General features: G+C 39.5%; 16 protein-coding genes. 2 read left to right on the forward strand and 14 right to left on the reverse strand.

The features are described from left to right. Positions 1–50: 50 nt before the first annotated feature. The 8 genes from EHS13_RS20920 to EHS13_RS20955 form a co-directional block, all read right to left on the reverse strand. Positions 51–3,560 carry a glycoside hydrolase family 31 protein gene (locus EHS13_RS20920; RefSeq protein ID WP_155702257.1) on the reverse strand — a complete coding sequence of 1,170 codons (3,510 nt, stop codon included), beginning with the start codon at positions 3,558–3,560 and terminating at the stop codon, positions 51–53. A gap of 85 nt (positions 3,561–3,645) precedes the next feature. Next, positions 3,646–5,214: an ABC transporter substrate-binding protein gene (locus EHS13_RS20925; protein WP_155702258.1), complete on the reverse strand. Its 1,569-nt coding sequence runs from the start codon at positions 5,212–5,214 to the stop codon at positions 3,646–3,648. Positions 5,215–5,269: 55 nt separating this feature from the next. Continuing rightward, on the reverse strand, positions 5,270–6,157 hold the full coding sequence (locus EHS13_RS20930; RefSeq protein WP_155702259.1) for a carbohydrate ABC transporter permease: 888 nt from the start codon (positions 6,155–6,157) through the stop codon (positions 5,270–5,272). Between the two features lie 22 nt (positions 6,158–6,179). After that, positions 6,180–7,082, reverse strand: a complete 903-nt coding sequence (locus EHS13_RS20935) for an ABC transporter permease (protein ID WP_227014052.1) — start codon at positions 7,080–7,082, stop codon at positions 6,180–6,182. Positions 7,083–7,304: 222 nt separating this feature from the next. Further along, complete coding sequence (locus tag EHS13_RS20940) at positions 7,305–8,933, reverse strand: response regulator transcription factor (protein WP_155702260.1); 1,629 nt, start codon at positions 8,931–8,933, stop codon at positions 7,305–7,307. Then, positions 8,926–10,686 carry a sensor histidine kinase gene (locus EHS13_RS20945; RefSeq protein ID WP_155702261.1) on the reverse strand — a complete coding sequence of 587 codons (1,761 nt, stop codon included), beginning with the start codon at positions 10,684–10,686 and terminating at the stop codon, positions 8,926–8,928. The genes EHS13_RS20940 and EHS13_RS20945 overlap by 8 nt, the downstream gene beginning before the upstream one ends. Then, positions 10,683–11,705: a LacI family DNA-binding transcriptional regulator gene (locus EHS13_RS20950; RefSeq protein WP_155702262.1), complete on the reverse strand. Its 1,023-nt coding sequence runs from the start codon at positions 11,703–11,705 to the stop codon at positions 10,683–10,685. Before EHS13_RS20950 ends, EHS13_RS20945 begins: the two co-directional genes overlap by 4 nt. Before the next feature lie 125 nt (positions 11,706–11,830). Then, positions 11,831–12,463 carry a 50S ribosomal protein L25 gene (locus EHS13_RS20955; RefSeq protein WP_155702263.1) on the reverse strand — a complete coding sequence of 211 codons (633 nt, stop codon included), beginning with the start codon at positions 12,461–12,463 and terminating at the stop codon, positions 11,831–11,833. Between the two features lie 157 nt (positions 12,464–12,620). Here EHS13_RS20955 and EHS13_RS20960 point away from each other — a divergent pair, with 157 nt between their 5' ends. Then, positions 12,621–13,844, forward strand: a complete 1,224-nt coding sequence (locus EHS13_RS20960; RefSeq protein ID WP_162463182.1) for an MFS transporter — start codon at positions 12,621–12,623, stop codon at positions 13,842–13,844. A 108-nt stretch (positions 13,845–13,952) separates the two neighbouring features. Further along, positions 13,953–14,303 carry a DUF4870 domain-containing protein gene (locus EHS13_RS20965; RefSeq protein WP_319633385.1) on the forward strand — a complete coding sequence of 117 codons (351 nt, stop codon included), beginning with the start codon at positions 13,953–13,955 and terminating at the stop codon, positions 14,301–14,303. Between the two features lie 58 nt (positions 14,304–14,361). On the opposite strand, the gene EHS13_RS20970 is transcribed toward EHS13_RS20965, so the two are convergent. From EHS13_RS20970 to EHS13_RS20990, 6 genes are all read right to left on the reverse strand, one after another. Further along, entirely contained in the window at positions 14,362–15,285 is a 924-nt protein-coding gene (locus tag EHS13_RS20970) for an AEC family transporter (RefSeq protein ID WP_155702265.1), read from the reverse strand. A gap of 25 nt (positions 15,286–15,310) precedes the next feature. Then, complete coding sequence (locus tag EHS13_RS20975; protein ID WP_227013457.1) at positions 15,311–17,515, reverse strand: heavy metal translocating P-type ATPase; 2,205 nt, start codon at positions 17,513–17,515, stop codon at positions 15,311–15,313. Positions 17,516–17,569: 54 nt separating this feature from the next. Next, positions 17,570–17,773 (reverse strand): cation transporter, encoded by a 204-nt coding sequence (locus EHS13_RS36865; protein ID WP_227013458.1) that lies wholly within the window; start codon positions 17,771–17,773, stop codon positions 17,570–17,572. 17 nt (positions 17,774–17,790) lie between these two features. Then, on the reverse strand, positions 17,791–18,123 hold the full coding sequence (locus tag EHS13_RS20980; protein ID WP_155702266.1) for a metal-sensitive transcriptional regulator: 333 nt from the start codon (positions 18,121–18,123) through the stop codon (positions 17,791–17,793). 287 nt (positions 18,124–18,410) lie between these two features. Further along, a complete protein-coding gene (locus tag EHS13_RS20985; protein WP_155702267.1) occupies positions 18,411–19,997 on the reverse strand; it encodes a hypothetical protein in 1,587 nt (528 codons plus the stop codon). Positions 19,998–20,027: 30 nt separating this feature from the next. Further along, the gene (locus EHS13_RS20990) at positions 20,028–21,101 is read right to left on the reverse strand and encodes a hypothetical protein (protein WP_155702268.1); all 1,074 of its coding nucleotides are present in this window, start codon (positions 21,099–21,101) and stop codon (positions 20,028–20,030) included. Positions 21,102–21,163 lie beyond the last annotated feature (62 nt).

Genomic DNA, 21,163 nt, shown 5'->3' on the forward strand with positions numbered 1-21,163 from the left:
ATAATTAAAAATGCTGCTCTGGCTGTAAATAGCCCGGAGCAGCATTTTTATCATAACTCAATTCGTATCGAAGCCATTCCTTGTTGAATTGTAATAAGCATATCTTCGCAGCGCTGCAAGTAGCTTCCAATCTTGAAGATCTCTAAATCCACAACACTAGCTTGAGCTACCTCTTTCAGTTTCACACCAGCTACTGTTCCTAAACCCCTAAATAATAGGGTAACTGGATATTCTCCCGTTATTTCAATAGAAGCCTCTAATGCTAGAGATTTTTTCACAACAGACAATGAAATTGAATTGCCAAGATCATCCGCAAAATGATAATCCGCCTCTGAAGTCACATAAACCAGCAAGGTTAGCTGATCATATCCATTTACCTGACTGCCAACATCACTCGAGAGCTCGTAAGTATGATTGAGATTCAGTGGGATCACGCTGTTTTCTTTAATAAAAACGGGAATTTGGCTAATATCCGCCGATGCCGTGATCAATCTGCCCCCTGCTATCACCTCAGAATTGAACAGATTTAACCAGCTGCCAGCAGGTAAATATACTTCCGTTTTAGTCGCACCCTCTTCAGCAATAGGCACGACCAATAAATGCTGGCCAAACATATACTGATTGGTAAGTTCAAGACATAATGGGTCATGAGGAAATGCGAGCAGCATGGCTTGCATCAAAGGATATCCTGTATTAGCACTCAACTGAGCTTGTTCATAAATATAGGGCAATAGGTTCATCCGCAAATCTGCATATTGCTTATAAATTTCCAAGACTGCAGGCACACCTGAACGTTCTGCAATATTCCAAGGTGTGCGATCCAGATTGAATTCGCCTATACTTTCCGCATGATATTGCATAACCGGACAGAACGCTGCCATCTGAACAGATCGAATGAATAATTCAGCAGTAGGAATCTCACCAGAGAAGCCACCTAAATCCCAGCCCCAGAAAGAAATTCCTGATAACCCGCTATTCAAACCAGCCATGATACTTGAACGGAATGCATCAAAGGTTGATTTCTCATCCCCCGCCCAATGAAGCGGCATGTTTTGTGACCCTGTATAGCCAGCACGACTGAAGGTTATCCCCCCACCCTCTACATGTTGGTTTGTATAATCATAGAAAGCTTTAATGTAAGAGTTCGGATACTCGTTACGCATTTCTGCGCCTTTGCGGCCATCATGAAATTGTACATCAGAGCCGTAGATACATTCGCCACCATCTGTTTTAAAGCCGTCTATCTTCATTTCATCCAACAGATATTGGCGCTTACTGAACCACCAGGCCGCACTAGCCGGATTAGTAAAATCAGGCACCATACTATTGCGAAACCACTCATAGGACGGAATACGATAAGGTGAACCATCCGTATTGCGGACTCCATATCCCTTTTCGATCATAACCTTCTCGTCTTCGTCTCGCTGCAAATGCGCAATACCATCCATGAATTTCATCACGGGAGCCTGCCACATTAATAGCTTAATCCCTTGATCATGAATACGCTCGACCAATTTCTTTGGATTAGGCCATCTCCCCCATTCCGGAAATGTAAAATCATCATAAGAGAACCTTTCTTCACCTGGTTTTCCTACATACTGAGCATCATTAAAAATATAAAAGGTCGATTCATCGCTCCATTGCTCAATCACCATGACCGTTGCAGGAATTCCATGCTTCTTCGTCTGCGCAAGCTGCCAATCCACTTCTTTTTCGCTATCCCAATTGTTGCTCGACATCCAGGGTCCAAATGCCCATTTAGGAGGAAGCTTGGGCTTACCAGATATAGAGGTAAATTTTGCAACAAGCTCTTTAGGTTCCCCAGTAAACAGAAACCAGCTCAAGGATTGCTGCTTATCATGGATATCAGCTTCTATCTGCAATAAATCCGTTTGTACAGTCCCAAACTTGAATACGGAATACAAGGAGCTTTGGAGAAATAAGCCATACCCATTTGTACTAAGCACGAATGGTACGGGAATATAGGTTTTGAAGCCTTGATCTTTATATTGGTTAAAAACATAGTTATCCACTTCACAGCCACGAAATTCCATACGAGCAAATCGTTCGCCCATCCCATATAATCGTTCTTCATCCACTAGCTTAAAGTTCAAATGCAGCTTATACACTCTGCCGCTCTGATCCACTAGCATCTGCAGCAAAGGCAATTGCTCTGTTGGATAGGTCGATGAGATATCCTCGCCTTCATCATTGATTACATGTAGTGATAACGATGCTCCGGCAACACGAACATCAACATTGCCAATGGAGTAGCAGCCATCCACTTCTGCGTTTTCAAAACTCTTAAGCGCCACTTGATCAACTAACGCGAACTGGCAGTTAACTAGCCCATCCACATTCTCTCCTATAGTCAAAACAGATTTATACCCGCCTTGGAGTGGTGAGTCCAAATAGACAGCAACCTGACGATCTGCTTTTGCAACGTACACAACCTTATCAATATCCAACCATCTTAAAACCTCAAACTTAAACCATTCTGAGTCATAAGCTTGGTTGTCTTGGATCACAGCAAATCGGTACTGAACCTCTGAAAAATCATCAAATGGCACCAAAACAGCTTCCCAGAATTGTTCACCCTCCGGAGTTTGCACGGCTTCCATTAAGAATAGTTGCGCTTCTGCATGATTTACTATTACCTCCAAATTAACCGGAACTGCCACATCAAATGGTTCTACAAACGTTCGAATTGTCACTTTCTCGCCCTGAGTTACCAAACGCGGTGAACGTTCATTATTAGCAAAAATATAAGGACTCTCACTGCCAAGTGGATCATGATTAAAATGAATCCCTTGAGCATTGGATAGCCCAGCCACTTTCTGTGCCAAATGATTGGCAGCTAATGTGATTAGAACTGAATCACTCGTACTCCCTTCAGTTGCCTTATCCAAAAATTGCTTAGCTCGTACAAGCTGCCCACTTTCACTGTAAAACCAGGACATCAATGCCGCTGCATCATCCTTGATATCCGCTTCCTGCAAATAACTGATCGCGTCGAGCATCGCTAAATCCCCTGCACTCACCAGTCCAAAAGGTACTGCCGCTGCAATAATATCCTCCCAAACCTCTTCAGAGCCCTGACGGCTAATGAAATGATTCCCCCGCATGAAAGCTGCAAATGTCAGCTCACGAATTTCTTTACAAATTCTCTGCGCACTTTCTGAGCGATGTAAATTACTAATGGAACGTAATGCTCCGTAATAAATAGCTAAATTGCTTAAGAATAAGCCTGTTTCCCCTTCACGCAGCCAGTGCTGATCCGGCTTATTCCAGCTTCGTTCGATCAAATCGATATACGTAGCAATTCGCTCATTAGATGCCTCAATAATCGCTTTGTCCCCATTTTGATTGGCATATTCCCCAGCAGCCCAAAGCCAGTAGGCAGAGTCCAATGCATTAGCCTCCGACGCCTTCAACCTGAAAACCATGCGTTCCAATATTGCCTGTGACTCTTGCTTTCTATCCCGTTTAACTGCATCAAAGCACAAAAAAGCTTCCTCTCTAAATGAAAGGTCTATTGGTTGGTTAGTGAAATCCATCATTATTCAATACCTCCTAGATGATCAATAAAAATCTCCCTCTACCCTTGTAATCAAAGGTAAAGGGAGGATATTACATAGACACTATTTATTTCGTTTTAGCCCATTCATCCAATTGCTTTTGTTTTTCAGCGATAATTTTGTCCAAACCAGCCGTTTTAAGCTTGGCAAGATATTTCGGAATGAATTCCTCAGGATCTACGGAGCCGCTTACAATCACATTTTTAAATTCTTTTTCCACATTACTTGCAGCCGCAATTTCATTCTTTACTGGTTCTGCATTAAAGGTAAAACCTAAAGCTCTTGATTTTTCTGCACTTTTGTTGTAATCAATATAAGCTTGCCATTTGTTAGGATCTTCATTTGCCCAAACATGAATCAATGGCAAGTTTCCGATCATCCAGTTCTTTCCGTTTGGATACCCAGTTGTAGCGGAATCAAGCCCAGTTGGATAATCGATGATCTCACCCGACTTCACAACATAATGCTTGCCCTCGATACCATTAACAATCAAGTTCATAAGGTTTTTATCATTGTAGAGCAAATTCATGAACATCATAGCTCTTTCCGGATTCTTCGAAGTACGGGATACAGCGATTAAGGCGCTCGTCGCATCTGTAGTCGATGTAAATGGTGTTGCTAACTGTACTTCGACTAGCTCAGTAGCTTGTGACCGACTGTTCTCAAGAGCAGAACCTGGCTTATATGAGCCCGTCGTTGCAAAGGCTTTTCCTGCCCCTAGTGCCTTACCAAGATCTTGTAAGGTTGCTGCATCTTTATTGACATAACCAAGCTTCATCCATTTGTTCATCAGTTTCGCATATTCCATATACTTAGGATCTTCAATTTTATTAATGACTTTAAGTCCTTCACCAGTACGCAGCAATTCCCCAGGTCCATCACCTAAGATATCATAATAGCCATAATCTAGAATACTGGCTGATGGGGAAGAACCTCCGTTATTATAGAACGGTGTCATACCCTTTTCGTTATCTTTAACAATTTTGAACAGGGGCTCCATATCTGCTAGATCTTTGATTTTAGTAAGATCAAATTTATATTTGTCAACGATGTCCTTGCGCAGTGTAAGACCTTTATCTGCTGCAAATTCTTTGTTAGCAACCATAGCGTATAATTTGCCATTCACTTTCGCTGCACTCACAACTGCAGGATCAATCGTTTTAAGGAAATCTTGCCCATATTGATTGACTAGGTCATCAATAGCTAAATAGTTCCCTTTACCAACATCTTTCGTATAACCGAACCATCCTGCCGAGAAGATAAGGTCAAATGCTTGGCTGGATGCAAACATTAAGTTTGTTTTATCTCCCCATGCGCTCCAATCGATCCCTTGAATTTCAAGCGTTGCATTTATTTTTTCAGTTAAAATTTTATTGACCTCAGCCATTACAAGATCCTGATCTTTGGGATTAGTTCCAGGCATAACCAAGACAATTTTATAAGGATCAAGCTTTGCTGTGGTTGGAGCAGGAGCCTCAGTCGCTTTAGCTGGTTCAACAGTTGGAGCAATAGTACTGTCTACTGATACACTACTAGGCTCCACTTTATCATTTGCCTTGCTGCACCCTGCTGCTACTAAGGAAATCATTATCAGCATTAACAGCAACATCTGAATACGTCTTCTTGCATTTTTCATTGAAAACCCTCCTATGATATGAATATCTATGCCAACTAGAATATGAATTCTAGGTTTAGCCTTTAATAGCACCAATCGTCAAGCCTTGTATAAGAAATCTTTGAAAGAATGGATAAGCGATTATGATTGGACCCAAACCAATCATTGCCATCGCCATACGAACTGTTTCAGTGGGGATATCCGCTAACAGACGAGTCTGGCTTGTATTTCCAGGACTATTAAGTATGACTTGGATATCGACTAAAATCTTATTCAATAAATATTGGAGGCTAAATAATCTTGTTTCCGATATAAAGATCAAGCTGTTCCACCAGTCATTCCAATAGGCTAATGTATTGAATAATCCTATGGTAGCCAAAACTGGCAAGGAAAGACGTAGAATGATTTGAGCATAGATTCGCGTCTCACCTGCTCCATCGATTTGTGCGGACTCAATCAATCCTGGAGGAATTGTTGTTGTAAAGAAGGTTCGCATGATTAAAACATAAAGTGCATTGACCAACAAATTGGGTACAATTAAAGCAAATATTGTATCCGTAATCCCCAAATATTTCGAGTAAACCAAATACCAAGGAACAGTTCCACCATTAAAGAGCAATGTGAAGAAAACATAAAATGTCAACCATTTCCGAAATGGAAAGTCACTTCGCGATATTGGATAAGCAAACAAAGATGTAAACAGGAGACTAAGTGTGGTACCCACAACAGTTACGAGTATCGTGACTCCATAAGCATTCAGAATCGTACTAGAATCATGAAATAAATATGTGTATGCAGCAAAATTAATTTTTTCAGGAAAAAAAGAATAGCCATTTAATGTCAATGTTTTTTCGTCGGTAATAGATACCACAAAGATAAGAACAAGTGGAAATATGGTTATAGCAGAGAATATGATAAACATAAGATGAGTGAACCATTGGCCTTTTAATTTCAAAGTTTTCATTGTTATTTTCTCCTCAGCCAAACTAGAATAAGGAATTTTCCTTACTAAATCTGCTAACCACATAATTTGCGGTAAGTACTAGAATGAAACCTATTATCGACTGATACAGCCCAGCTGCCGACGCCATACCAATATCCCCCATTTGAAGTAGAGCCCGGTAAACATAGGTATCTAACACATTTGTTGTCGACATAATTGCCCCAGATTGTAAAGTCACTTGAAAGAAAAGACCAACATCTGCAAAGAAAATTCTTCCAACCTGTAATAATGTCATAATTATGATGATCGGTGCAATTAATGGAATCGTAATAGTACGGATCATTTGCCACTTTCCTGCTCCATCCAGCTTAGCAGCCTCGTAGTATTCTTGGTCTATGCCTACAATTGCCGCCAAATAAACAATGCTATAATAGCCAACATTTTTCCATGTATTTACAATTGGCAATATATAGGGCCAGTACTTCGATTCACTATACCAAGAAATGCTATCAAGCCCGAGTGGTTCGATAATCCACTTATTTATAAACCCATATTCTATACTGAGGAAGCTATATCCAACATAACCTACAATAACCCACGACAGTAAATAGGGCAGTAAAATAATACTTTGATATAACTTGGCTAAAATTTTGCGTCGGATCTCATTTAGTAATATGGCGATTCCGACAGCAAATACCAGGTTAAGCACGATAAATGACAAGTTATACAATAAAGTATTTCGAGTGATTATGAATGCATCTTCTGTACTAAATAAGAACTCAAAGTTTTTTAATCCAACCCAATCACTGGCCCATATCCCCTTCATAAAATCTACATTCTTAAAGGCGATTATGATCCCAACCATGGGTAAGTAACTATTGATAAGAAAATATACAAAGCCTGGCAATGTCATAATCAAAAGCACTTTATATTTTTTAATCAACATCCAGAGAGACTTCTTACGCACAACGATGGAATTCGAGTTTATAACGGTTTTTGCGGGTATCAAGTTACATCCCCCCTTTTCTATTTGTCTGCTTGCTGTACTTAGATCATAACCGTTATCAAATCAACGGACTACACATCTAATGACATACGCTATACGTATTGTGACATTCAAAATATAAAAAAAGCCGGAGAAGATCCCGACTTTTAAGAAGTAAATATTTTAGTTTCGCTTTGAAGGCAGCTCTTTATAAAATTGCTTGCGATAATCCTGTGGATTCATTCCGTAATATTTACGAAACATTTTGGAGAAGTGAGAAAAGTTTGTGTAATGGAAGGATTTAGCGATGTTGCTGATCATCTCATCCGAATGAATGAGCAAATCTCTCGCATGTTTCATACGTTCTTGAACAATATAATCTGTCAAACTAACGCCTGCTTCTTTCTTGAATAATCGTGACAGATATGAGGAATTGATATGTACACAAACGGCTAGATCATCCCGTGAAATTTCATCAAATATATGCTCTGCAATATAATATTTTACTTTATCTACAACTGTAGACCCTCGTTCAACGGCTATCAGATGTTCCGTCACCATTCTAAAGATTCGTTTAGTCCAATCTTGAAGCTGATCCAATGATCTAATCGCCAACGCCTGGTCCAAAGCTTCACCATTAGCAAATATCGCTTGTACAGAAATACTCCGCTTGTGCAGCACATAATATATCGTTTGAAGCAAGGCATGATAGAGAGTGCTTAGGGTTTCCGACCTGACATTCGATTCCTTACGCAATTGTCCAAACATATTAATAGCAAGGCGATCCAGCTCATCGGTTTTTCCCAGCTCCATTAACTCCGACCATTCAAACAAAGCTGGGAGCTGCAATGCCTGTTGAGTCCCTGGTTGTTCTTTAGAGAAAAGAATGGATTTAGACAAAGTTACGTTATTATGCTCCATTTGCAGTAATATATTATAGGATTGCCACACAGTATGGAGTGAAACCCATTCGCCGATATAACAGGAAATACTGCAGAAAAGATACTTTGAGCAGGCGTCAATATATGATTTGCTATTCTTCTTAATTTGCTCAAAGGTGACAGTGGGTTTATGCGAGTCATCTGCATATAACAAAACAAAATGAACACCGTTTCGATCTTGTAGAACCTGCCCTGGGAGCTCACCTAAAATCATTTCAGCAGCAGCGTTTCGCAGTGCATATTCCATTATTTCTTCATCTCGTGAATTCAGCTTTTTTCCCCATTGTTCAATACTAAGCATGATAAGCAGTACTTTACTATGGATAGAAAGCGGCATCAAATTCGAAGCCAGAGCACTCTCGATATGATTCGTTGTTGGGATAATTCGTTGCCAGAACAAATCTTGCCAGAATCTTTCAAAGAGGACTGGCTTTTTTGTTTTCCATAAATCAAAATATTGCAAATTATCATCAATTAACTGCTTGGTTTTTCTCTCAATTATTAATTTCCCAAGCGCCTTCTCAACTGTTTTCCCCAGCACCTCAAATTCAACAGGCTTTAAGAGATACTCAAAGCTCCCAAGCTGAATGGCTCTTTGAGCATATTTAAAATCAGCATGACAGGTTAAGAAAATGGCCTCAATTCCAGGAAATCGCTCTTTAACCCATTCCATGAATTCAATACCGTTCTCACCCGGCATTTCGATATCACAGATAATGATATCAATCCTATTGCCAAGCATAATCTTCTTTGCCTGCGCTGCATTATAGGCTTTATGAATTTCTGTAAAATCAAGCTTAAGCCAATCCACTCCTACTTCAATACCTTCTACAGCAAACATTTCATCATCTACAATAAGCAGCTTATACATGGTTTTCCCCTCCAAATTGAATTGGAATTACTAGACGAATGATAGTCCCTTTTGGATTACCTGGCTCAAATCGTAGCTGAGAAATCTCACCATACTGTAAATTCAAGCGATGGCGAACGTTCCAAATACCAAGATGGTATTCACCATAATCCGACTGTAAATCCTCTTGCTGCAGCTCAATTAATTTCCCAGGCTCTATACCATTACCGTTATCGCCAATTTCCACTTCATATAAACTTTCTGGATGCTCCTTCGACCTTGTAATCGACACACGTATGCAAAAAATCTCATCGCTCATCTGGAACCCATGAATCACAGCATTTTCTACAAAAGGCTGAATGATAAGCGGCAGGATCTCTACATCCTCCAAGCCTGGTTCCACAAAAGTCTCATAGCGTAAATATAACGGAAAACGAAGCTGCTGAATTTCCAAGTAACTTTCAATATGGTTGATTTCTTGGAAAATTTTCACTTTCGATAAATTAGTCCGTGTAATAAACCGAAAATAATCGGCAAGATGAGTTGATAATTTCTTAATCAAGTCGTTTTTCTTTAATTCGGCCAGATTATAAATGATATTAATGGAGTTCAATAAGAAATGCGGATTAATTTGCACTTGCAAGTGTTTTAATTCTGCTTTCTGTGTGAGAATATGTTCTTCATAAACATTAATTTTTAATCCTTGGATCTGATCGACCATATCATTAAACGTTTCATTGATTAACATAAATTCCTTGGATTTATCTCCAGATAGCCGTGTTTCTAATTCCCCCTGCTTTATACGTCGCATTCCCTTGATCAGCTGCTTCATTGGCTTCAACAATATATTTTGCAAAAACACTAAATAAATAGCCAAAATGACTAAGCCCATCAATGGAATAATAAAAATAAGCCTTTGAAAGTAAGGCAGCTGCTGTAAAAGTGTGCTCTCCGGAATAAGTACGGCTAAATGAATATCCCCATGCTGGGATTTGGTATCCACAAGCAAATAATTTGTTCCCATCGATAAGGTACTATATAAATCTTGTTCATTAGGAAGCGTCATTCTGAAGTCTGGCTTGTTCATCGCTTCAATAGTCACCCTAGTCAATGGAACGCCTTCGTTTGAGACAATTATTGCTTGCCCTTGCTGACCTAGATTTAGGTAATTCAGTGGAACCATCAGATTGCTAACATCGATCCATGCCCCTATTATCTGATCGAACTCTGTTCTAACAAGTCTGATCAACGCCGCCTCACCACCACTACGAATCAGTTTCCACCGGTTATCCTTAAACTCCTTAGCTTCATTCTCAAGCATATACAAAATCAAATCTTTACTAACGGATTGTAACTTTTCAATTTCTGAACCAAGAAAGGATGTACTTAATAAATCATGATCCTTTAAGGAATAAACAAAAAACATGTTGGCATTCTTGAAATTATTAAGATCCATGTTCAACTTATTCTGTAACCGTACCTTTGCCAAAAAATATTCATTATTATCGGAATTGTTTTGACTAAAAAGTGCCAAATCGGAATAATCCCCTAGGCCGAAATCCTTCAGAATAAAGGTGTATAAATAATTATCGATTGCTTCAAATGTACTATCCATTTGATTCATATACATCGATAACAAATTTTTATTTGACTGTCCAACTTGGGTACGAACAACCTTCATTGCATAATAATTGTTATACATTAATAAGATAAACATTGGAATCGTAACGGCACAAAAACCAATAATGAGTTTAGCGCGCAAAGAGACTTTCATATTTTTTTTACCGATTGCCTTTCCATCAAACTCAGCGGCAAAGTAATTTTCTCGTGATCATTCGAAGCAATACATTGAATCGCTTGTATTAAACAATTCACTGCTTGGATGCCTTTGGCTTTAATATCCTGATGAATGGTAGTTAATGGAGGGATAAACATTCTCGACATGGTAATATCATCAAAACCAATGACAGAAATATCATCAGGAACACGTTTCCCACATTCGTTTAAACCACTTATGATGCCAAAAGCAACGATATCTGCTGTTGCAAATACCCCTGTAATTTCCGGATGATTACTCGCAATTCGCTTTCCTGCTAGTACACCATGCTCATAACTTGTTGATTCCTCAAATACATATTCCAAACTATAGGATAAATTCGCTTCTGCAAGAGCATCTTGATATCCCAAGAACCGCTCCTCCACAACGCCATTCCTTTTTATTTCCCCTGTTACAATGGCAATCTGCGTGTGTCCGTTCTCAATTAAATGTCTAGTAGCTAATCCACCGCCACACCTATCATCAATGCCAATTTTTTTGAAATACGTATCGTTTATATAGCTATCAATTAGGATAATCGGAATATTCACCTTTTTTAGCTCTTCATAAAAACTCTCATGATATATCCCCATAATAATGGCACCATCCAGATTTCTTTGCATAGAGAGATCAAAATAACCCTTTCCTTTATCGGTGCCAGTTAGAATAAGATGATAATTATGCTTCCGGAGTTCACTTTCGATAGCGCTTACAATTTCGCTGTAGAAAGGGTTCTCAAGAATCATTTGGTTATGCTCCTCTGTCTCTGGAATGACAACTCCAATCAGATACGATTTTTTATTCACAAGACTTCTTGCAGAAAAGTCAGGAATGTAGTTTAGCAAAGCAACCGCCTCTTGAATTTTCATTAATGTACCTGTTGAAACCTTCGACTCTTTTCCATTTAGTGCATAAGAAATGGCTGCTGTTGAAACACCTGCTACCCTCGCAACATCTTTAATAGTAATTCTTTTCATATGTTATCACCCTTAATTAAACGCTTAACCAATTATAATATGGAATTATTGTTTTAACAACATTATTCCTTTGTATCCAAAAAATGAGCTTGGCCGCTAGGCCAAGCTCATCATATCTAAACTTATTATTTGGCTTCTGCTGTTTCTTTGGCTTCTGCCGCAACTTCTTCTTCAGTAGGAACGGATGAATCAAGTGTTTCATCCAGCTTTTGAACAGCTAGAATCGTTACAAGTATTGTAGTTGGTTCTGTTAGAATCTCTACACCTGAATCAACCTTTAGATCAGAAACCAGAACGTGATCTCCAATTGTTAATTTAGTTATGTCTATTTCGATTGTATCTGGAAGCTTTTTCGGCATACAACGAACTAAAACTGCATGAGTCTCAACTTGAAGAATACCGCCTTCCTTCACTCCAACTGGATCTCCAGCAAAATGAATGGTTACAAGCGTTTCAATATTCTTATTCATGTTAATTTGATGAAAATCAATATGTAGCAATTTGCCGCTTATTGAATCTCGTTGAAATTCCTGAATCAAGACAGGATGCTTCTGATTAGAAGGTAATACAACCTCAAGGATTGCACGAGAATTGCGTTTCATAGCTGCAACAATTTCTTTTTCATTTACGGTCACTTGTAAGCTGCCAATTTCCTGCCCATAAACAACCGCTGGGATATCTCCCTGTGCTCTCAATTGTTTTAATGATGATTTAGTTGATCCTGTTGATCTCTCTTTTAGATGAATAGTGTTACTCATATGTGCACCTCCTGAATCTAATGTTAAGCGGCGTTTTTGCCCTATTTATTGTTTACCCTAAAAGATGCATTTTGAATCATTCAAATTAACAAAAGGTTGGTTCTGGTATATACTTACTAAATGCTTTAATCAATGTAAGGAAAGGAATATAGCTACCATGCATAATTATATACAAGAACTACGGGGCTTATCCTCTGGCGTCCGTCGTTTCATTATAAGTGAAATCTTACTTGGGACAGGAATTGGGCTTTATACGCTCGTTTTAAATTTACATTTATTAGACTTAGGTATAAACGAAACTGAAATTGGACGACTTTCATCCATTGGCGCATTAATAATGGGATTGATTGGGATTCCTTCTGGGCTTCTTGCTAATTATTGGGGCAGAAAAAGAATGCTGGTATGTGGGCTTGTTTTGATGGGCATAAGCTATTTATGCTTTGGACTTGGCACTAAGCTCTGGGTATTCTATACGGCCCAAACTCTCCAATCCTTTGGAGTGACGTTATTGGTCACTTCGGAGATTCAATTATTATTTCGTTACTGCAAATCAAAGAAAGAAGAAACGCAATCATTTAGCCTATTATTTGCTATATTCACGCTTTTTACAGGCTTCGGCACCTTGATCGGCGGTATTCTACCCCAATGGTTAGGCGGCAGCACAACTATTTATCAAAGCTCATTGCTAGTTGCAGCCGGTGTTTTACTTTTAAATGCTTTGCTAAGGGCAGTTTGGCTACCCAAAGAGCCTGTGTGGATATCTCCTTTAATAAATGAAACTAAGGATCCGTTAATTCCAATAAACAAATCCCCAAAAAATCATTCCATCTTGATCTTATCGATTTTCATTCTGCTGTCTGGCTTTGCTTTTGGCTGGATTGCAAATTTCATTAATATTATAGTCAAATTCCGCATGAATTGGAGCGATGAATGGGTCTCGTTTGCTTTAACAATAAACGGATTGTTCCTATTTGCAGGTTCCTTAATAATGCCCTATATGTTCACACGTTTTGGTATTGCTAAAAGTTTTCTTGCCGTTTATATGGTCAATATTTTAGCGGCTTTTTCACTCTACATGGTGCTTCCTAATCCTATTTTCATTGGAATTTTGTTCATGCGGAGTGGAGTATTTACCTTGTTGAATAACATGACAGAAAGCCAATCCATGTCTGCGGTTACAGAAGAAAAGCGCAACCTCTTTGCAGGGATGCGCTCTGTGTTTCGCAGCTTAGGCTTTGCTGCTTCTACTTACTTGACTGGACTTATCCTGACACAAAAAAATTATACTTTACCTTTTTTATTAACCAGCTTAGTGATTTTAATTAACTTTAGCTTCTTTTGGATTTGGGTTCGACCGTTATTGAAAAAAAATAAAGTGTAGCTTAGGTTTCTATAATTTCATTGTTTAATAATAGTAAAAGCGGTGATAAATTAAATTATCGCGAATACATATGTAAACAATAGTAGATTATAAAAGGAGCTGAGTAGTTTGTCCGAAGTAAAAGGGAAATCATCAACAGGAATGGATGAAAATGTAGCCGCATTGGTAACTTATGTTTTTGGATTGGTAACAGGCATCATATTCTTAGTGATCGAAAAAGAAAGTAAATTTGTTAGATTCCATGCCTTTCAATCGATTCTCATTTCAGCTGTCTACATTATTCTTAATATGGTATTAGGATTTCTCCCAATCATAGGCTGGCTGCTAACTTTATTGCTTGCTCCGATCTTTTTCATTTTATGGCTTTTTCTCTTGTACCAAGCCTATCAAGGCAATCTGTTTAAACTGCCGGTTATTGGCGATTTTGCAGAAGAGCAAGCAAACAAATTTCAACCCTAGTCTAAGTGGAATGTATAGAAATTAACCTGAGGATTAACTTTTTATAAGTTAGTCCTTTTTAGTGTATAAATTGAAGTAAGTAGATAACTAGCGTTACCGTAAAGATACTGAAAATAGTAGATGAAAATATCGCTTGAGAGGCAAATTCCGGTTCATTATCGAACTCGACTGCAAGCAAGACACTATTCAGTGAAGTAGGAACTGCAGAAGATAGAATAAGTGCTTTGGCCATTACCCCATGAATATCGAGCAGGTAAACAACTAGAAAGCCTATCGCCGGCCCCATAATCAACCTTAAAAAATTGGAAATCATCACATCTGAAAATTTAATCTGCCATTTCATTGTGCCAAGCTGCACACCTAAAGTCACTAATGCAATAGCTATAAAAGCCTGAGATATATAATTTATCGGAATATAAATAGTATTCGGAATGGGGACTGAAAAGCCCTTCATCAGAAAAGCTAACGGAATTGTGTAAATGGAGGGCATAGAAAAAACCGTTCGCAAAGTTGCTTTCAAGTCATTTTTGTGTGAATTCACACTATAAACCCCGTAAGTACTAGGAAGTAGGTTTTGCACCATCATCACGATAATTTGAATAGACATGGTAAAGGCATCACCTACAAAGACCAGCTGATTCAATGGAATGGCATAATTTGCACTATTATAGAAAATCACACTATTCCTCATCGCAGTCCGCATTCCTGCTTTATATCTGCGAAATAGCATAATAATCTCAGCAATCCCCGCTAATAATAGGAGAGAAATAAAGACGAAAAGCAGGACCTGTAGCAGAATACTGCCAGAAATCGTAGATTCATATAACATTTTAAAAACGATTACTGGTGAAAATAAATAGAAATTCAGCTTTGATAAAGTTTTTATATCCAAACGGAATATTTTTTGGAGGATAGCACCTATGCAAATCATAATACAAAGCGGAATTACATTATTTAATAGAATTTGACTGAAGTAACTCATTGCTGCCTTACACCTCTTTTATCGATTATAGCTTAATTTTCTGTAGACGAAGTGAATTTAGTACAACCGATACCGAGCTTAAAGCCATAGCTGCACCTGCAACCCATGGTGCTAATAAGCCTAAAGCAGCAATTGGGATACCCAATGTATTAAAGGCTAACGCCCAGAACAAATTCTGCTTAATATTCTTCATCGTTATTCGGCTAATGGTTATTGCGTCTGCAATGCTTCTCAAATCTCCGCGAATTAATGTAATATCAGCAGCAGCCATGGCTACATCCGTGCCTGTACCAATTGCGATGCCTATATCTGCAATCGCTAAAGCTGGAGCATCATTGATCCCATCTCCCACCATGCCTACCTTATAGCCTGTTTCTTGCATCTTCTTAACCTCCAGAGCTTTACCTTCCGGTAAAATCCCAGCCAGTATAATCTGTATGCCTACCTGATCTGCAATAGCCTTAGCAGATCTAATATTATCACCTGTAATCATGACTACTTTAATACCCAAGTGTATAAGACGATTGATTGCTTCACGCGAGCTATCTTTTACAGTATCTGCAACTGCTATAATACCGGCAAACTCATCATTAATTGCGACTATCATGGCTGTTTTCCCCGTGTTTTCAAGTAACCTCATTTCCTGTTCATTCGCTATCTGAATACCATGGTTGGACATTAATTCACGTGTTCCCACCCAAATATCATTAGCCGCGACCTTAGCATGAATACCGAAACCAGGTAAAGCTTCAAAGAATTCCAGCTCAAGCAGCTCAATTCCCTCCGCTTTAATTCCCTGGACGATTGCTTGAGCAAGTGGATGCTCCGATCCCATCTCCGCTGAACCTACTAATTGCAGGAATTCAACTCTATCCAGACGACTAGGCAGTACATTTGTCAGCTTGGGATGTCCATTGGTAATTGTACCTGTTTTATCAAGCAGTATCACCTTCAGCTGATGTGTGGCTTCCAAATGCTCTCCACCTTTAAACAAAATACCATATTCCGCAGCTCTGCCAGAGCCAGCCATGATCGAAGTGGGAGTTGCTAAACCAAGCGCACATGGACAAGCAATAACAAGAACAGCAATTGCATTCTCAAGCGCCTGCGCAAATTCATCAGGCGAGATCCAAAAATACCAGACTATAAAAGTTAAAGCTGCAATCGCAATTACAATCGGTACAAAAACAGCTGAGATCTTATCAGCTATTCGTTGGATAGGAGCCTTAGAGCCTTGTGCATCCTCTACAACTTTGATGATTTGAGCCAATACTGTTGCCTCTCCTACTTGTGTAGCTTGGATACGGAGGCGTCCATTTTTGTTCAGTGTAGCACCTACTACCGAATCTCCAATGACTTTCTCTACAGGAATGCTTTCTCCAGTAAGCATCGATTCGTCTAGAGACGAAAAACCATCGATTATACGGCCATCCACCGGAATCTTCTCGCCTGGCTTTACGATTATTATATCTCCTACTTGTACTTGCTCAATGGGTAAATTGACTTCTTGACCCTCTCGAGAAACCAAAGCCGTTTTGGCCTGTAAGCTCATTAAAGACTTGATCGCTTCCGAGGTTCTGCCACGAGCTTTAGTCTCGAATAACTTACCGAGAATGATCAAAGTAATTAGAATGGCACTGGTTTCGTAATACAGCTGTGCGGGATGATGCGATATGCTGAACTCCCATTTAAAAGTTCCGTATAAACTATATAAGTAAGCAGCCGAGGTTCCTAATACAATCAGAACATCCATATTTGCGCTAAGATTACGCACTGCTTTATAAGCACCGATATAAAATTGCTTACCAATCACAAATTGTACTGGAGAAGCCAAAGCGAGCTGAAACCAAGGATTCATTAACAATTCTGGCACAGTAATGAAAGATGTGAAAGTGAAATGTCCCACCATTGCCCATAATAAGGGGAGTGATAAGATCGCAGCCACAATAAATTTGAGCCGCTGGCTTTTCATTTCTCGTTCCCTTTGATCCATCGTTGCTTTGTGTTCTTCCCTCATATTGGCCTGATAGCCTAGGTGCGAAACTTTATCCATCATTGCTTGAAGCGTTATATCCTTAGGCGCGTACTCCACATGAGCTGTTTCAAGCGCTAAATTAACAGTTACAAGGGATACTCCTTCCAGCTTGTTTAAGCCTTTTTCAATTCGTGTCGCACATGCAGCACATGTCATACCTGAGATATCAAAATTGATTTGCTTGGTTTCTTCCATTTTATTACCTCGTTTCTACATACCCCATTAGGGTATATTAGAAGATAAATTTTTTTACTTTATGACATCATAGCCCTGATCTTCAATCGCTTCTTCTAACGATTTCAATGTTAGTTTAGCTTCCTCATACTCAATAAAAACCGATTTATTAGCTAAGTCTACCTTGCCTGTTGCTCCTAGCTTGCTAATCGCACCTTCAACCGAACTAACACAATGACCACAAGACATTCCTTCAACCTTTAATGTTACATTTTGCATATTATTCCCTCCAATTATTATTTCATCAATTTATTCATCGTAATAAGCAGCTCATCAAGCACAGTGTGATCGCCTTCCGTAATTCTTTCCACTACGCAGCTTCGCATATGGCCTTCGAGCAGCAGCCGCCCAGTACTATTCAACGCAGCTTGAATGGCAGCAATTTGATTCAACACGTCATCGCAATAAGTATCCTTTTCAATCAGACCTTTAACTCCACGTATTTGCCCTTCAATTCGGTTCAAACGTGAAATTAAGTTGCTTTTCGTCTTATCCGAATGATGACTTTTTCTAATCGATTCCGTTGAGCAATGGCTAGCAGCAGTTGTTTGTATATCCTCATCTACCACAGTATCACCTCACTTTGTAATTATTAGTTTAACATACCCTATGGGGGTATGTAAATGATCCATTTTCAAGCTTGAGAAGATGATGCTTACCCTATCCTTTTGGCCTTTATCCCTTTCGCTCAGTTTTTGCTCCCGGGCACTAAATCAGTTAATGCAAATTATTTAGAATGGCATCTCTTCTATATTGCTTATACTAATATGCTTTAAAAATCAAATGTCCCATAAGTAGTTTCACTTATAGGACATTTGATTTATATTAGTTAATTAAGCTTTGACCTCAACAGCAATTACTCATTATAGTGATTGTTAGCATATGTTATAAACAATAAATCTAACCTTGCTTGAAGGGAAGAATCTAGATCAGTTGCTGTGTTTCCACGGCTGTCTGAACGATTCCAGTTACCTTCGTGCGAGTTGTATGAGTTGTTGCTGACTGCTTCTGCTTGTAGCGACAAGTCTACGTTTGCTTGAAGGGAAGAATCTAGATCAGTTGCTGTGTTTCCACGGCTGTCTGAACGATTCCAGTTACCTTCGTGCGAGTTGTATGAGTTGTTGCTGTCTGCTTCTGCTTGTAGCGACAAGTCTACGTTTGCTTGAAGGGAGGAATCAAGATCAGATGCTGTGTTCCCACGGCTGTCTGAACGATTCCAATTACCTTCGTGCGAGTTGTATGAGTTGTTGCTGACTGCTTCTGCTTGTAGCGACAAGTCTACGTTTGCTTGAAGGGAGGAATCAAGATCAGATGCTGTGTTTTCACGGCTGTCTGAACGATTCCAGTTACCTTCGTGCGAGTTGTATGAGTTGTTGCTGTCTGCTTCTGCTTGTAGCGACAAGTCTACGTTTGCTTGAAGGGAGGAATCAAGATCAGATGCTGTGTTCCCACGGCTGTCTGAACGATTCCAGTTACCTTTTTTGTTTTTTGTAGAATGAGTGCTTTTCGTAGTACTCGTTGCATCTGCCTGTGCAGCAACAGCTACGTTTGCTTGAAGAGCTGAATCCACGTTAGTAGCGGTATTGCTATCGCTATTAGCCCGATTCCAGTTTCCTTCATCGTTTTTCGTAGTGCTTGTGCTTGTTGCATCTACTTGAGCAGCAACAGCTACGTTTGCTTGAAGAGCTGAATCCACGTTAGTAGCGGTATTGCTATCGCTGTTAGCCTGATTCCAGTTTCCTTCATCGCTTTTCGTAGTGCTTGTGCTTGTTGCATCTACTTGAGCAGCAACAGCTACGTTTGCTTGAAGAGCTGAATCCACGTTAGTAGCGGTATTGCTATCACTGTTAGCCTGATTCCAGTTTCCTTCATCGCTTTTCGTAGTGCTTGTGCTTGTTGCATCTACTTGAGCAGCAACAGCTACGTTTGCTTGAAGAGCTGAATCCACGTTAGTAGCGGTATTGCTATCGCTGTTAGCCTGATTCCAGTTTCCTTCATCGCTTTTCGTAGTGCTTGTGCTTGTTGCATCTACTTGAGCAGCAACAGCTACGTTTGCTTGAAGAGCTGAATCCACGTTAGTAGCTGTATTGCTATCGCCGTTAGCGTGATTCCAGTTTCCTTCATCGCTTTTCGTAGTGCTTGTTGCATCTGCTTGAGCAGCAACAGCTACATTTGCTTGGAGGGAAGTATCTACATCTGACGCTGTGTCGGAATTGCTGGCTCGAATATCGTTTACAGTGCTGTCATTTGTTTGATTCCTGCTATCCAGTTGACTATCGAGATTTACATTTGCTTCTACATTAATAGCAGCACCTAAATCTAAACCAAGTAATCCGGATGCGTGAGATACGTGACTTGCTGTAAATAAACCAGTGAATAAAGCTCCCGACAGGACGACTACCTTCAATATGCTTTTACCGTTTGTTATTAGTTTGTTTGTCATTTTAAATTCCTCCATCTCATTTTAAAAAGATTATTTACTCTTTTTGGGTTGAGCGGAGAAATTTTTAGGTGGTTGACCAGGCGGGGCTTGCGCCCATTGATCCGATTTAGCAAATATTGTGTAATAGACACGACTGCTGATGGAATAGTTTATTGTGTCTGTATCACTAATAATGAAAACCTGTGAAGCAAATCCAACAGGCCCGTTAGTTGATACCAATCCATTGCCATTACCAGCTGTGCCGGTAGTCGTATTAACCCATATTGCTTCTATCGGAAGACGATAGGGACCTTGATCTTTATGCGGTAAAGGAACCTTAGTTACTTTATCCGTTTTGGAATCGTTTGTAGTTTGACTCCTTGGTTCTGTTTTAACTAGCTTGTCTGGTTTTTTCACAACTGCTTCTTTTTCCTTAATAGTTGGAGTTGCTGTTGCAGCATTCGTTTCAATAGGCTGCAAGCTAGGCTCAACATGCTGTGGAGAAGGAGTTTGTGTTGGAGTCGATGTTTGGTTATCAATCGACTTTACTTGCAGCTGTGGTACATTAACCTGTACAGACGGAACTTTAATCTCAATTGGTTTAGATTCAACCGTTACAACAGGCTGAACAGGAATTAATAATTCCACTTCAGGTATCAAAATTGCTGGAAGGTTGATTTGTATCGGAGGTAGGCTTACTAATGGTAAATCCACCTTAGGTACTTCAACAGCAGGCAGCTCGATTTTAATTTGTGGAAGAATATTCCCGCTCTCCGGTAATTTCACATCAAGTACCTGTGTTTCAGGTAGCTTGACCTCAATTCCGGGTAGTCCCAAATCAATTTGGGGTACTACTACTTCCAAAAGGGAAGCTGCCGGTGTTGGAGTTGCTTGTGCCGCTGTTGACTGCTGTGGAGTTGGTGTATTAGTAGGCGATGGCTCTAATTGGGATAATATCGGTACTTCTACCGGTAATAACCCCCCTAGACTTGCATCAGCCTTATCAGGGTGATAAACCAACAAAACAAGCAATGTAACAATTGAAAAAACAATTAAGTGCAAAATTTTCAAACGACCCAGCTTGCTTAAAAATCTATGAGCGTGTGAAGTATAATTACTCACCATAATCACCTCCCTTCAAGAAACAATAGATATCCGAGCAATTAGTATTATTAACTATTTTTTGT

This window comes from Paenibacillus psychroresistens (genome assembly GCF_009728935.1).
Lineage (GTDB): Bacteria > Bacillota > Bacilli > Paenibacillales > NBRC-103111 > Paenibacillus_AC > Paenibacillus_AC psychroresistens.

Bases quoted from the DNA above. Each gene is read 5' to 3' on its own strand.
- EHS13_RS20920 (WP_155702257.1), bottom strand. From the start codon at position 3,560: ATGATGGATTTCACTAACCAACCAATAGACCTTTCATTTAGAGAGGAA.
- EHS13_RS20925 (WP_155702258.1), bottom strand. From the start codon at position 5,214: ATGAAAAATGCAAGAAGACGTATTCAGATGTTGCTGTTAATGCTGATA.
- EHS13_RS20930 (WP_155702259.1), bottom strand. From the start codon at position 6,157: ATGAAAACTTTGAAATTAAAAGGCCAATGGTTCACTCATCTTATGTTT.
- EHS13_RS20935 (WP_227014052.1), bottom strand. From the start codon at position 7,082: ATGTTGATTAAAAAATATAAAGTGCTTTTGATTATGACATTGCCAGGC.
- EHS13_RS20940 (WP_155702260.1), bottom strand. From the start codon at position 8,933: ATGTATAAGCTGCTTATTGTAGATGATGAAATGTTTGCTGTAGAAGGT.
- EHS13_RS20945 (WP_155702261.1), bottom strand. From the start codon at position 10,686: ATGAAAGTCTCTTTGCGCGCTAAACTCATTATTGGTTTTTGTGCCGTT.
- EHS13_RS20950 (WP_155702262.1), bottom strand. From the start codon at position 11,705: ATGAAAAGAATTACTATTAAAGATGTTGCGAGGGTAGCAGGTGTTTCA.
- EHS13_RS20955 (WP_155702263.1), bottom strand. From the start codon at position 12,463: ATGAGTAACACTATTCATCTAAAAGAGAGATCAACAGGATCAACTAAA.
- EHS13_RS20960 (WP_162463182.1), top strand. From the start codon at position 12,621: ATGCATAATTATATACAAGAACTACGGGGCTTATCCTCTGGCGTCCGT.
- EHS13_RS20970 (WP_155702265.1), bottom strand. From the start codon at position 15,285: ATGAGTTACTTCAGTCAAATTCTATTAAATAATGTAATTCCGCTTTGT.
- EHS13_RS20975 (WP_227013457.1), bottom strand. From the start codon at position 17,515: ATGGAAGAAACCAAGCAAATCAATTTTGATATCTCAGGTATGACATGT.
- EHS13_RS36865 (WP_227013458.1), bottom strand. From the start codon at position 17,773: ATGCAAAATGTAACATTAAAGGTTGAAGGAATGTCTTGTGGTCATTGT.
- EHS13_RS20985 (WP_155702267.1), bottom strand. From the start codon at position 19,997: ATGACAAACAAACTAATAACAAACGGTAAAAGCATATTGAAGGTAGTC.
- EHS13_RS20990 (WP_155702268.1), bottom strand. From the start codon at position 21,101: ATGGTGAGTAATTATACTTCACACGCTCATAGATTTTTAAGCAAGCTG.